14 protein-coding genes and 2 tRNA genes are annotated in these 13690 nt (G+C 42.8%); 11 read left to right on the top strand and 5 right to left on the bottom strand.

Annotated features, from left to right (window positions below; all coding sequences use genetic code 11):
• Positions 1-43 precede the first annotated feature (43 nt).
• Both groL and AC5JQI_RS15755 read left to right on the top strand, forming a co-directional pair.
• Positions 44-1690 (top strand): chaperonin GroEL, encoded by a 1647-nt coding sequence (gene groL / locus AC5JQI_RS15750; RefSeq protein WP_323855782.1) that lies wholly within the window; start codon positions 44-46, stop codon positions 1688-1690.
• A gap of 158 nt (positions 1691-1848) precedes the next feature.
• Entirely contained in the window at positions 1849-2190 is a 342-nt protein-coding gene (locus AC5JQI_RS15755) for a DUF4156 domain-containing protein (protein ID WP_237385382.1), read from the top strand.
• Between the two features lie 254 nt (positions 2191-2444).
• Here the strand turns inward: AC5JQI_RS15755 and epmB are convergent, their stop codons facing one another.
• Positions 2445-3476 (bottom strand): EF-P beta-lysylation protein EpmB, encoded by a 1032-nt coding sequence (epmB, locus tag AC5JQI_RS15760; protein ID WP_493912846.1) that lies wholly within the window; start codon positions 3474-3476, stop codon positions 2445-2447.
• A 40-nt stretch (positions 3477-3516) separates the two neighbouring features.
• On the opposite strand from epmB, the gene efp reads away from it, so the two are divergent.
• Both efp and sugE read left to right on the top strand, forming a co-directional pair.
• Entirely contained in the window at positions 3517-4083 is a 567-nt protein-coding gene (gene efp, locus AC5JQI_RS15765; RefSeq protein ID WP_237385380.1) for an elongation factor P, read from the top strand.
• 204 nt (positions 4084-4287) lie between these two features.
• The gene (gene sugE / locus AC5JQI_RS15770; protein WP_092551336.1) at positions 4288-4602 is read left to right on the top strand and encodes a quaternary ammonium compound efflux SMR transporter SugE; all 315 of its coding nucleotides are present in this window, start codon (positions 4288-4290) and stop codon (positions 4600-4602) included.
• A 44-nt stretch (positions 4603-4646) separates the two neighbouring features.
• Here the strand turns inward: sugE and AC5JQI_RS15775 are convergent, their stop codons facing one another.
• The gene (locus AC5JQI_RS15775) at positions 4647-4859 is read right to left on the bottom strand and encodes a helix-turn-helix domain-containing protein (RefSeq protein ID WP_092551339.1); all 213 of its coding nucleotides are present in this window, start codon (positions 4857-4859) and stop codon (positions 4647-4649) included.
• A gap of 218 nt (positions 4860-5077) precedes the next feature.
• Here AC5JQI_RS15775 and AC5JQI_RS15780 point away from each other — a divergent pair, with 218 nt between their 5' ends.
• The gene (locus tag AC5JQI_RS15780; protein WP_323855777.1) at positions 5078-5248 is read left to right on the top strand and encodes a helix-turn-helix domain-containing protein; all 171 of its coding nucleotides are present in this window, start codon (positions 5078-5080) and stop codon (positions 5246-5248) included.
• Positions 5249-5539: 291 nt separating this feature from the next.
• On the top strand, positions 5540-6325 hold the full coding sequence (locus AC5JQI_RS15785) for a sulfite exporter TauE/SafE family protein (protein WP_493914709.1): 786 nt from the start codon (positions 5540-5542) through the stop codon (positions 6323-6325).
• Positions 6326-6420: 95 nt separating this feature from the next.
• Here AC5JQI_RS15785 and uriH read toward each other — a convergent pair whose 3' ends face one another.
• Complete coding sequence (gene uriH / locus AC5JQI_RS15790) at positions 6421-7371, bottom strand: uridine-preferring nucleoside hydrolase UriH (protein WP_493912847.1); 951 nt, start codon at positions 7369-7371, stop codon at positions 6421-6423.
• A 480-nt stretch (positions 7372-7851) separates the two neighbouring features.
• Here uriH and AC5JQI_RS15795 point away from each other — a divergent pair, with 480 nt between their 5' ends.
• The 5 genes from AC5JQI_RS15795 (at position 7852) to AC5JQI_RS15815 (ending at position 13223) form a co-directional block, all read left to right on the top strand.
• Positions 7852-9153, top strand: coding sequence for an NAD(P)/FAD-dependent oxidoreductase (locus AC5JQI_RS15795; RefSeq protein WP_493912848.1), 1302 nt, complete (start codon positions 7852-7854; stop codon positions 9151-9153).
• Positions 9154-9219: 66 nt separating this feature from the next.
• Positions 9220-9600 (top strand): cupin domain-containing protein, encoded by a 381-nt coding sequence (locus AC5JQI_RS15800; RefSeq protein ID WP_237385376.1) that lies wholly within the window; start codon positions 9220-9222, stop codon positions 9598-9600.
• Between the two features lie 15 nt (positions 9601-9615).
• On the top strand, positions 9616-11109 hold the full coding sequence (locus AC5JQI_RS15805; protein WP_493912849.1) for an aldehyde dehydrogenase family protein: 1494 nt from the start codon (positions 9616-9618) through the stop codon (positions 11107-11109).
• A 194-nt stretch (positions 11110-11303) separates the two neighbouring features.
• On the top strand, positions 11304-12740 hold the full coding sequence (gene phoA, locus AC5JQI_RS15810) for an alkaline phosphatase (RefSeq protein WP_237385374.1): 1437 nt from the start codon (positions 11304-11306) through the stop codon (positions 12738-12740).
• Between the two features lie 246 nt (positions 12741-12986).
• Positions 12987-13223: a DUF1435 family protein gene (locus tag AC5JQI_RS15815; protein ID WP_493912850.1), complete on the top strand. Its 237-nt coding sequence runs from the start codon at positions 12987-12989 to the stop codon at positions 13221-13223.
• A 91-nt stretch (positions 13224-13314) separates the two neighbouring features.
• Here the strand turns inward: AC5JQI_RS15815 and AC5JQI_RS15820 are convergent.
• Both AC5JQI_RS15820 and AC5JQI_RS15825 read right to left on the bottom strand, forming a co-directional pair.
• Positions 13315-13401, bottom strand: a tRNA-Leu gene (locus AC5JQI_RS15820).
• A gap of 46 nt (positions 13402-13447) precedes the next feature.
• Positions 13448-13534: transfer RNA gene (locus tag AC5JQI_RS15825), tRNA-Leu, on the bottom strand.
• Positions 13535-13690: the final 156 nt, after the last annotated feature.

Genomic DNA, 13690 nt, shown 5'->3' on the forward strand with positions numbered 1-13690 from the left:
CGCTTAGATCTTCTTAATTGAATGAATTTAAAGGAAAGACACAATGGCAGCTAAAGACGTAAAATTTGGTAATGATGCTCGCAGCAAAATGCTGCGCGGCGTAAATGTACTGGCTGATGCAGTTAAAGTAACTCTGGGTCCTAAAGGTCGTAACGTAGTTCTGGATAAATCTTTCGGTGCACCTGTTATCACTAAAGACGGTGTATCTGTAGCGCGTGAAATCGAATTAGAAGACAAATTCGAAAACATGGGTGCGCAGATGGTTAAAGAAGTTGCCTCTAAAGCCAACGATGCAGCAGGCGATGGTACGACTACTGCAACCGTACTGGCTCAAGCTATCGTCACCGAAGGTCTGAAAGCTGTTGCTGCTGGTATGAACCCAATGGATCTGAAACGCGGTATCGATAAAGCCGTTATTTCTGCCGTTGAAGAACTGAAAAAACTGTCCGTACCTTGCTCTGATTCCACTGCTATTGCGCAGGTTGGTACAATCTCTGCTAACGCCGACGAAACTGTAGGTAAACTGATCGCGGAAGCGATGGACAAAGTCGGCAAAGAAGGTGTAATCACCGTTGAAGAAGGTACTGGTCTGGAAGACGAACTGGATGTTGTTGAAGGCATGCAGTTCGATCGTGGTTACCTATCTCCTTACTTCATCAACAAACCAGAATCAGGTTCTGTTGAACTGGAAAATCCATACATCCTGTTGGTTGATAAGAAAATCTCTAACATCCGCGAACTGCTGCCAGTTCTGGAAGGCGTAGCTAAAGCAAGCAAGCCTTTGATGATCATCGCTGAAGATGTGGAAGGTGAAGCACTGGCAACTTTGGTTGTTAACAACATGCGTGGCATCGTGAAAGTGGCTGCGGTTAAAGCACCAGGTTTCGGTGATCGCCGTAAAGCCATGTTGCAAGATATCGCTACTCTGACCAACGGTACTGTCATCTCTGAAGAGATCGGTCTGGAGCTGGAAAAAGCAACTCTGGAAGATCTGGGTCAGGCAAAACGCGTTGTTATCAACAAAGATACTACAACTATCATTGATGGTGTAGGCGAAGAAGGCACGATTGCTGCTCGTGTTACTCAAATTCGTCAGCAGATCGAAGAATCAACTTCTGACTATGACCGTGAAAAACTGCAAGAGCGCGTAGCTAAACTGGCTGGCGGTGTTGCTGTAATCAAAGTTGGTGCAGCAACTGAAGTTGAAATGAAAGAAAAACGCGCTCGTGTCGATGATGCTCTGCATGCAACTCGCGCAGCTGTAGAAGAAGGCGTTGTTGCTGGTGGTGGTGTTGCTCTGGTGCGTGTTGCCAGTGCTATCTCTGAACTGACCGGCGATAATGAAGATCAGAACGTAGGTATTCGCGTTGCACTGCGTGCAATGGAAGCGCCAATGCGTCAGATCGTAGACAACTCTGGAGAAGAGCCATCTGTTGTTGTGAACAACGTGAAAGCAGGTGAAGGCAACTACGGTTATAACGCGGCAACTGAACTGTACGGCGATATGATCGATATGGGTATCTTGGATCCAACCAAAGTAACCCGTTCTGCATTGCAATTCGCAGCTTCTATCGCTAGCCTGATGATTACCACTGAAGCCATGGTGACTGAACTGCCTAAAGATGACAAAGCTGACTTAGGTGCAGCTGGTGGCATGGGCGGTATGGGTGGAATGGGCGGCATGATGTAATGCTGTTCATCCTGCCGATGGAATTACCCATCCGATAGGATAAAAACTTTGAAGGCGAGCAGAAAAAACTGCTCGCCTTTTTATTTTTTGTCTTAATTGAATTCAAAAGGATATATTTATCATTATGGTAGAAGTTCCTATAACCAATGAGGGAAGTTATGAGAATTAAAATTTGGCTTGGAGCATCAGTACTGTTGCTGGCAGGCTGTACAACAAATCATCAATTAACCAATGCTGGCGCTAATGTGCGTTTTGTGGATGCTCAACCAGGCAGTGAATGTCAGCGGTTAGGTGAAATTGCGGGTACTCAAAGCAATTGGCTCAATGGGATCAGCAATGAGGGCAGTTCTATGCGTAGTGCCGCCAATGATTTACGCAATAAAGCCGCTGAAATTGGTGGAAACGTTATTTATGGTGTAAATAGTCCATCTGAAAATTTGCTGGGTAGCTTTGTACCTCTTGATAGCAAAATGGTCGGTCAGGTCTATAAATGCCCTTAGTCATATTAACTTCAATAAATTAGTCATTACTGACTGAAAAATAAAAGATATAGCCCCGTAGATGAGACGGTGTTGTTATCCGTATGTGGATGTGAAAAATCGATGGGGTCAGTGATAAGTCGGTTTGGGCAATGCTTAAGAAACATCTTATTAAACCAGATTCGCATGTACGTTTGGTTTCTGTGCGTTGCCCATTCCTGAAAATTTTAAGAAATGACATTAACCAGAATCAGTGATCCGTGGGTTGTTTAATATCACTGGTCTTGCTTCAACCCTAAATCCAGAGGTGTTTTGCTGGGTTCACCCCCAATTTCCCTTGTCAGGCGCGGAACCAAATAACCAGATACTTTCGTCAATAATTCCCGCATGATGGTTTTTGCTTCTTCATCACCTACCAGAAAATGGGCTGCACCTTGAACTTTATCCAGAACATGGATGTAGTAAGGTAAAATCCCCGCGTTGAATAATGCATTACTTAAATCAGCTAACGTATCAGCATTATCATTGATGTCACGTAACATCACGCTTTGATTTAGCAGTGTTATTCCGGCCTGTTTTAGTCGTATCATGCTTTCTCGAACGGCATCATCAATTTCATTTGCATGGTTGATATGGGTCACCATGATGACCTGCAAATTGGACAGGGCTAAACGATTACACAGTGAAAGCGTGATTCGATCAGGGATCACAACTGGCAGGCGTGTATGGATCCGTAATCGTTTAATATGAGGAATGGATTCAATGCGGCTAATTAACCAATCCAGCTCATGATCTTTTGCCATTAATGGATCACCTCCAGAGAAGATAATTTCATCAATTTCTGGATGTTGTTCAATATAATCCAATGCAATTTGCCAGTTATTTTTATTGCCCTTGTTATCTTCATAAGGGAAATGACGGCGAAAACAATAACGGCAATTGACAGCACATCCTCCTTTTACCAATAACAAGGCCCGATTGCGATATTTGTGCAACAGGCCAGGCACAACGCTTTGCTGTTCCTCCAATGGATCGGTGGAAAAACCAGAGGTTGTAGCAAATTCTTCCCGGGCAGTCAGGACTTGCAATAACAGAGGATCACGGGGATCACCTTTTTTCATTCGTGTGAGAAACGTTCTTGGCACACGCAGAGGAAACAAACGCCTTGCTTCAGTACCTTCTTTTAGTATTGCATGCGTGTTCAGGGATAATAATTGTAATAACTCACTGGGATCAGTAATAACATCCGCAAGTTGTTTTAGCCAGACTTCTCTGACAGGGTGAATATGGGTTATAATGTGTGCCATTTTTTGGCTAAGCCATTTTGTTAAAAATTAGAGGATCTCCATGGCTACTTATAGTACCAATGAATTCCGTTCAGGTCTTAAAATCATGTTAGATGGCGAGCCGTGCGCTATTCTTGACAGTGAATTTGTTAAACCAGGTAAAGGTCAGGCATTTGCCCGTGTTCGTATTCGTAAGCTGATTTCTGGTAAATTGCTAGAAAAAACTTTTAAATCAACAGATTCTGTTGAAAGTGCAGATGTCATGGATGCCAACCTAACTTATTTGTACAACGACGGTGAGTTCTGGCATTTCATGAACAACGAAACTTTCGAGCAGCTGGCTGCGGATGAGAAAGCCGTTGGTGATAATGCAAAATGGCTGATCGATCAGGCAGAATGTATTCTGACTCTGTGGAATGGTCGTCCTATCGCTGTCACTCCACCAAATTTCGTTGAACTGGAAATAATTGATACCGATCCGGGCCTGAAAGGTGATACCGCAGGTACTGGTGGTAAACCAGCAACTTTGAGCACTGGTGCGGTAGTAAAAGTACCTCTGTTTGTACAGATCGGTGAAGTCATTAAAGTTGATACCCGTTCTAACGAATACGTTTCTCGCGTAAAATAATCGAGTTTTGTTATTCTAGAAAAACCGTAGCCTCTTCGTCTAGTGGCTGCGGTTTTTTTATTGTGTTCTACCAGACGTTATCATTGAAGCCATTAAAGGGGATGGCTATAATTCTTTTTCATTTCTTATCGTTATCTGGGACGGCCCGGATAAACGTCATCTCATTGGGGACGACCCCATTTGTCATCAGATAAAGGGAAAATCATGTCTTGGTTGATCCTTCTCATTGCTGGTTTATTAGAAGTGGTTTGGGCGGTAGGCCTAAAATATACCCAAGGTTTTTCACGTTTGATACCGAGTTTGATTACAATTAGTGCAATGGTTACCAGTGTGGGGTTGTTGGCTTATGCCATGAAAAATCTACCAGTAGGCACTGCGTATGCTGTATGGACTGGTATTGGTGCGGTGGGAACAGCAATTTTCGGCATAATGGTACTGGGGGAATCAGCAAATTTTTTCAGAGTGTTTAGCCTTGCTTTGATTGTCTTGGGGATTATAGGCTTGAAGCTAGCGAGCTGATTATTGATGAATGAACCCAGCATTACGCTGGGTTCTATTTTGGTTCATTTTTTTGCATAGCGCGACGGCCATATTTCTTCTGGCGTGCGCTCCAACGCAGTTGCAATAAGACGTTCACCTTTTGGCCAGTGACGTTGCAATGCATTGGCAAGAGTTGATGATGCCAGTCCTGCATCCCGTGATACCTCTGACAATGTTGTTCCACGTTTTTTCAGTTCAGCGATGATATCAGCGGAATGCCAGTCTTTTTTTTCCATTCTTGGGATCTCCAATTATCTATCATTTTTTCAATTAAAAAGTTAGTAATTAATCAGTAGACTATAAGTCACATATCATAGCATAACTCAGATTGAAACGTGACTCATAGTCCGTGGTCGGATAAGTAACACGAATCGATACTTATCGGATGAAAAAATCGAACAACATCAGATCCCTTTTTGGGCAAAGAATTAGACATCTCAGGAAAGCAGCAGGAATGTCACAGGAGGCTTTTGCCGATAAATGTGGATTGGATAGAACCTATGTCAGCGGCATTGAACGTGGTGTCAGAAATCCTACCTTAGAAATTATTTATGTAATCGCCAATGGATTGCAGATTGAACTAAATGAATTGTTTGATTTTGAGGCGATATCTCTCCCCCATTAAAGCCGCTCAGACATATCCAATATTCTCCTTGTCTTTCAGGCAGCAGCATTGTTAGCTACACTCACTCACCCCAGTCACATAGTTATCTATGTGACTGGGGATTTTCTTTCAAGACATACGCGCTGCAACGCGACATCAATCGGATATATTGCAATTTTGCTTGTTACAGGGTATTGGCATTCTTATTCAGTTTTTGAATATGATATTTGTTTTTGTCATATTATTGAGCAATGCTGTGTGGAATTTGGTGGGCAGGTAAGCTTTGATTAAATTTCAGCCGGAAATAAGATGATGTTATTGATCCCTGAGCTTGCAATTGGAGCGGTTGTTGGTTTGATTATCAGCACTACTGGTGTTGGCGGTGGAGTGATAGTTTTGCCAATCCTCACCTACTTTTTTGGATTAGATGCACTGACCGCTGTAGCAACAGCCAATCTTTTATCAATGTTGATGAAAATATCATCTTCTTATATGCACTTTCGTATGGGTAATATTCCCCTGCGCCAATCTTTTGTGATCCTGCTGATTATGATACCTGGTACGGTACTGGCGAGTTATGGGGTCACTTTATTAAGTCATTTAAGTCACGCTAAGGTTCAGATTGAGTGGGGAGTTAATCTGCTGGTTGTCTTGGCTATCTTGTTTTCTCTTTACCTTTTTTATCGCCGGATACAGCAACCGCAAAAATCAGGAAGTCAGACTCATTCGCCGTCCGGGCTGATTAAACCTCTTTTACTGCCCGGCTCAGGTGCCGGATTGGTGCTGGGAGCGACAGGAGTGGGGGGCGGTATTGTTGTGTTGCCATTGCTGTTACGTTATTCGCAGATGAATATTAAACAGGCGATTGGAGCTTCTCTTTTTATCACGATGATGTTATCTGGTTCATCTGCTTTTGCTTATGCACATGGTAGTCATACTGATTGGAAGCTGGCACTGGTGCTGTTTGCTGGTTCATTGTTGGCTATTCCTTTTGCCAATTACTTGATGAAGCTCTTATCTGATAAAGTCTTTCAGTACGCCACTTTGTTTCTGATTTTATGCAGTGCTGTTCTGATGGGGTTCCGCTTAGTTGGTTAGAAATCCTTTTGACCGTCAGAAAAGCAGACATTGCTTTAATGGTCAAAAGGAGATAATGAGTTTGATCATTCAAATCGGTCAGCTTGCTTGAGTGATCAGTAAGTTGTTTCGCCGATATTTTTTAAGGCATTGATGATTAGCTGCCAAAATTTAGCATGATCCAATTTAACTGCCACTTGCGTATGACAGTCTTCAGGTGGAGGGTTACGAAAATCTGCAACTGTCATTCCTGTTGTTAATTTTCCCGTTAATTCGATATCAATGGGAACTTTTTGGGTAGTCATGACGGTTGGATCGATTACATAGGCCACTGCGCAGGGATCATGCACTGGAGGATAGTTGAAACCTTGATGCATACGATATTGCTCCCCGTAAAATTTGAGTGCATCTAAAACGAACTGGGCAGAATGAGTTTTAATCTGGGTGATTGCCTCAATAATATCAGGTGTCGCTTGAGCCTGGTGTGTCAGGTCTAAACCGACCATCGTCAGTGGCCAATTCTCATTAAAAACAATGTGAGCAGCCTCTGGGTCGATGGTAATATTGAACTCTGCAACAGCACTTTGGTTACCTTTGTGATAACCACCGCCCATCAATACGACTTCTTTTACTCGCTCAACAATATAGGGTGCCTTGCGTACCGCCATGGCGATATTTGTCAAACCGGCAGTAGGAACCAGCGTCACGGTTTTGGGTGGATTCTTCATGATTACATCAATAATTAAATCAACCGCATGACGAGTATCCAACTTCATTGCTGGCTCAGGCAAGATAGGGCCATCCAGACCACTTTCGCCATGAATGTCCGGCGCAGTTTTGATCTCCCGTACAAGTGGTCGGTGGCATCCTGCTGCAAAAGGAACGTTATGAATGTTGGCGATACGGGCGATACAAAGAGCATTATGGGTTACTTTGTCCAAAGTTTGGTTGCCAACAACAGTTGTGACGGCCAGTAGCTCAATATTCGGATTTCCGTGTGCAAGCAATAGAGCAATGGCATCATCATGCCCGGGATCGCAATCAAGGATAATTTTCTTGGGTAGCATATTTGTTCCTTTCAGTGATTATACTCTTCATCTTTCACGTTGCTGGTTTGTTAATCACGCTCACTTATCCCAGATAATTAGTTGTAAATACAAATTAATTATTATGATACAAGTGCAATTCTCTATTCCCAGAATAATTCACCGTAGGAAAAAATTTCTCAGCAGGCTATCACAAAACGATAATGTAAAAATTATAAATTGTTAATTAAGCATTGCGAATTTGTGATTTAATTAACATATAAACAATAAATGATTTGAGCATTTTAAGTACATATGTTTCATATATAACATATAAAAATGCATGAATAGTTGATTATTCAATTATTATTAACTTATTAATAATTTGGTTTTTTATTGTTTTGTTAATACATCTGAATAACCAATATTCAACGGATGTGACAAACGTCCCTGAAAACACAGAATAGTCAGTTGATTGGCTGTAATTGTCAGGGGATAAAACAGATGCTCACGGGGTATAATATGAATAATCAAATAGATTCATTGACATATTATGCGGCAACTAAAAAATATGATCTCCGCTTCCCAATACTGACAGAAGACTTGGATGTTGATGTTGTTATCATTGGTGGCGGTTTCTCTGGTATCAATACAGCGTTGGAACTGGCGGAAAAAGGCATCACCAATATCGCTATTTTGGAAGGTCGGACACTGGGATATGGGGGTACCGGCCGCAATGGTGGCCAGGTAATGACGGGGATTGGTCATGATCTCGAGAAGATCAAACGCCATATCGGAGAAAAAGGGTTAGAAACCGTATTTAAAATCAGCAACTTGGGCGCAGGAATTATTCGTGATCGAATAGCTAAATATGATATTAAGGCTGATTTTTGCCGTGGCTATGCTTATCTTGGCTGGAACCCACGCCATGAAAAGACGTTACAAGGTTGGTTGAAAGAATTTCGCTTGGCTTCTCCCGATGAAGAAATCGAGTTTTATGCTGGTGCTGATGTTAAAAAAATTATCGGCTCAGATCGCTATACCTGTGCATTAAAACATATGGGGGGCGGGCATGTTCATTCACTTAACTTACTGTTAGGTGAAGCCAAAGCAGTGACGGAATATGGCGTCAGAATTTTCGAAAACAGTCAGGTTTTGAGTGTGGAGTATGGCCCAAGGGTTACAGTACGTACGGCGACGGGTTCGGTTCGAGCCAATAAAATGTTGTGGGCATGTAACGCATTTTTGAATGGGCTTGAACCTACTATCTACAGAAAAACGATCAATACCTACGCTTTTCAACTGATGACAGAAAAACTGTCAGACGAGCTTATCGAAAAGATCAGCCCGATTCGTGGAGCGTACAGTGATATAAGCCCTATCATCGACTACTATCGTGTGACCAAAGATAATCGCCTGCTATATGGTAGTGCGACACAGCTTATTGAGTATATTCCTTCTAATTTAAAAGCATGGAACCGCAAAATCATGCTGAAAACCTTCCCTTATCTGCAAGATGTAAAAATAGAACTGGCATGGGGTGGACCAATGGCTTGCAGCGTCAATCTATTCCCACAAATTGGTTCTCTGCCTAACCATAAAAATGTGTTCTATGTACAAGGATATTCAGGTTTTGGTGTGACTCCGAGTCATATTATCTGCAAGATTCTGGCGGAAGGAATGAGCGAAGGATCTGATCGTTATTCGCTACTAAGTTCTATTCCACATCTTAATGTTATCGGGAAAGATAAATTGAGAAATGTACTTTTCTCTGCTGGCAAGATTTGGCATCAAGCTTCTGGTTATTGGACAGGGCGCCTTTAATTTTATCTCTGTTTAACGTTTTTCTTTTCTCCATTTTTGAACGGTAAATTTTGAAAGGTAAAAGTTATGATAAAGCCATTAATGTTAGATAACGCACTTCCTGAATTAATGCCTATCGGCAGTGTCACCAATCTTGGTTCTATTGTCGTGGAAGGTGATCCACAAGTGAGTGGGGCAATGATCCACGGAGAGCCGACAGATAATTTGACGTGCGGTATTTTTACCTGCACTAAAGGTAAATTCAAAATGACTTATCCCTTCGATGAAATGGCAACAGTTCATGAAGGTTCAGTAAAACTGACGGATGTCAAAACAGGGGTGATGATTGAGTACCATAAAGGTGACTCGTGGTTTGCGGCGAAGGGAACTGAAGTGCTGTGGGAAATCACCAGTGAGCGTTTTGTCAAACATTATATGGCTTGTATAAACGCGCAAATATCAGGCTAGACAGAGGAAAAGATAATGAGTGAGATTCATTTGCTGGAGTCCGTTGCGGCTTTTTTGCAACGCTCTCACGGTCATTATATTAATGGCATCTCTGTTCTTGGGCATGGAAATGCCACTTTCTCCATCGTTAACCCTGCATCCGGCGAAACAATAGCTACGGTTAATCAAGGAGGGGACGCAGAAATTGATCAGGCAATGCAGGCTGCATCGAACGCGTTCCATGGCATATGGGCACAAACTTCTCCGATGGAGCGGGGAAATTGTTTGAATCGCCTTGCTGACTTACTGCAAAAGAATAGTGAAGAATTGGCTCAACTTGAAAGTCTGTGTTCGGGTAAACCCATCCAATTATCTCGTATGCTTGACGTCGGGGCATCCGCCGATTACTTACGTTACTTTGCAGGATGGTCAAGCAAAATCAGCGGTGAAACCCTGAATGTTTCGTTACCATCGTTTAAGGGAGAAAAATATACTGCGTTTACTCGTCGTAAGCCTGTTGGTGTCGTGGTTGGCATTATTCCGTGGAATTTCTCCATAATGATCTCTATCTGGAAATTGGGAGCGGCATTGACCAGTGGCTGTACGATTGTGCTTAAACCCAGTGAATATACGCCCTTAACCATGCTCCGTGTAGCAGAGCTGGCAAAAGAGGCGGGCATTCCAGATGGCGTGATTAACATCGTCAATGGTTCCGGCCCTCGTGTTGGATCATCCCTGATAAACCATCCTCAATGTTCCAAAGTGACTTTTACAGGATCAGTTCCGACAGGAGTGATCGTGGGTAAATCTGCGCTGGAGCAAGGAATGAAGCGCACAACACTGGAGCTTGGAGGCAAAAACGCGGCTGCTTTCCTGTCTGATATGGCAGTTGAAAAAATTGTCGATGGCATCCTGGAAGCGGGATATGTCTATCAGGGGCAAATTTGTGCTGCTGCGGAACGTTTCTATATTCCATCAATTCACATGGATGCCGTCTTGGAATTATTGTCTGAACGTCTGTCAGCCATGAAAATTGGCTCTCCCCTCGACGAATCAACAGAAATGGGACCATTGGCGAATAAGCCGCACTACGAAAAAATTCTCTCTTTGTTTGAGCAAGCACGTCAGGATGGCTGTGAAATTGTGTATGGAGGCTATGCGCTGGAAAGGCCGGGATTTTTTGTCGCGCCAACGATTGTCAGAGCCAATAGCCCTGAAGATACATTGATGAAAGAAGAGACATTCGGGCCGATTGGTACTTTCCTCAGTTATGATGATGAGGAAGAGCTGATTACCATGATGAATTCAACACCATTTGGTTTGTCTGCCAGTTTATGGACGAATGACCTAAGTAAAGCGATGCGCATGACACCTCGCATTGAGGCTGGGATTCTATGGATCAATATGCACACATTCCTGGATCCCGCAGTCCCATTCGGAGGCATGAAATCTTCAGGAATTGGTCGTGAGTTTGGTAGTGCGTTTATTGAACACTACACCGAACTTAAGTCAGTCATGATACGTTATTGATGGACTAGATTGACTATATCGGCAGAACGTTGCGTGGCTTTTGGCTGCTGTGGCGCTCTGCCTTATTTTTGAAGAACGTTTCCTGTCATCATAATGTCGTCATAGATTCAAATAATTGTCATGTGACATATCTATTATCCAAGCAATTCAAAGTAATGATTTTTTACTACTTATCTGATTGCAAGGAAAACACTATGTCGCCTAATTATGAAAAAATTCTGCTTGCTGCTGTGGTTACTGTATTGATGGCAGGAGCCACTGTACCTGCATGGGCTACCAGCGATTCGAACCATATCGCGCAACAGCGTGCAGCACAGGGCAACATTACAGAATTTGGTGGTGCACGCCGTCTCACACAGGATCAGACAGAAACACTTAAAGCTGCTTTAAGCAACACCAAGGCTAAGAATGTGATCCTATTTATCGGTGACGGCATGGGTGATTCTGAAATTACCATCGCCCGTAATTACGCAGAAGGTGCTGGTGGATTCTTTAAAGGGATTGATGCCTTGCCATTTACCGGACAATACACTCATTATTCGCTGGATAAGAAAACGCAAAAACCCAACTATGTTACAGACTCTGCGGCTTCCGCTACAGCTTGGGCTACGGGAGTAAAAACCTATAACGGCGCATTGGGAATTGATGTTTTTGGTAAAGCTCACTCATCTCTTTTGGAATTGGCCAAAAGAAACGGTAAAGCAACAGGGAATGTGACCACGGCTGAAATTCAGGATGCAACGCCAGCGGCTTTGTATGCTCATGTTACGGGGCGTAAATGCTATGGGCCAGAAATAACTTTGCAGAAATGTCCTTCTGATGCATTGGGAAATGGGGGTAAAGGCTCTATTACGGAACAGTTACTGGTAGCACGCGCTGATATTACATTGGGTGGCGGGGCAAAATCCTTTATTCAGAAATCAGTATCCGGTGCCAATGCAGGAAAAACATTGCAACAACAGGCACTAGATTTAGGATATCAGTGGATAACTGACGCTAAGTCGTTATCCGCCATCAAAGAAGCTAATCAACAAAAGCCTCTGTTAGGTTTATTCCATGATGGAAATATGAACGTCGCCTGGGAAGGACCAAAAGCAGTTTATCACGGTAATATCAATGAAAAGCCAGTAAAGTGCAAGGCGAATGCTAAATTAGACCCTAATGCCCCGACGTTGGAACAAATGACAGAGAAGGCGATTGATTTACTGAAAGAGAATAAAAATGGCTTTTTCCTGCAAGTTGAAAGTGCCTCAATTGATAAACAGGATCACAATGCCAATCCTTGTGCCCAGATTGGTGAAACCGTTGCTTTAGATAAGGCAGTACAAGTTGGTCTTAAATTTGCGAAAGAGTATGGTGATACTTTGGTGATTGTGACTGCCGATCACGCGCACTCCAGCCAGATCATTGAACCTGATGTGAAATCAACGGGTTTAACCCGTTCACTGATCACTAAAGATGGTGCAGTTATGACGGTAAATTACGGTAATTCAGAAGGAAACAGTCAAGAACATACAGGTGCACAACTACGTGTTGCCGCTTATGGCCCATATGCTGCCAATGTCGTGGGTTTGACTGATCAAACGGATCTGTTCTTTACCATACGTGATGCGATGAATTTAAAACAATAATGGTAATAAATGGGAAGAATACGTCAGTTATTCCGACAGGAATTCCCGAATCTTGAACGCGCTGAATTAACAACGCGGGGAGCATTATCCCGCGTTTTTTCTTGAAAATTATCTCTGATAATTTCTGTCATTTATTTCCCGCATATGATTAAATCTCCATTATACTTGATATTGATAATCATTATCATTTAATGGGGTATTATGATTAGGGCAAAGCGGAATTTAAAGCTGATATTTTGGCAAAGGATGACGGGGTTCTGGGGCATACTGTTGTCCAGCCTGATAGTATCAGTGTTAGTTGTGTCAGTATTAGTCCTTGCGGGGGCAGGAATAGAACAATTCAAGGCCAGTATTCAGGTCGCGATGCTTTTGACGCTTGTACTATTGTTTCATCGTAATGCGCGTCATTTCTTGTTGTTTCCTGCTGGTATCGCTGTTATGTGTAGTTTGTTTGGCAGTTTTCGTTATTTAGGATATTTTTGAAGTAAATCATTGGATAACAGACAGAAAAAAGAACTGAAACTAATAAAAAGCGGAAAAAATAGAAGAGAGAAAGACAGAAAAAATGAAACAGTGGTGCGAAGGGGGGGACTTGAACCCCCACGTCCGTAAGGACACTAACACCTGAAGCTAGCGCGTCTACCAATTCCGCCACCCTCGCAGGTACTGTCATTTATCCGATTTATTTAACTGCTAGTTGTCTGATTTGGTGCGAAGGGGGGGACTTGAACCCCCACGTCCGTAAGAACACTAACACCTGAAGCTAGCGCGTCTACCAATTCCGCCACCCTCGCATATATCAGACACTATCACTCAAATGGATAGCATGGAGGCGCATTCTAGAGATTTTATAGCTGGCGTCAATCATTATTTAGTGGAAAAAAGAGTGATTGGTGTAAAAATCGACAGGTTGATATTCAGGCGGAGACTAAGAAGAAATAAAGAGAAAA

The sequence above is a fragment of the Xenorhabdus sp. XBWT genome, from assembly GCF_059072735.1.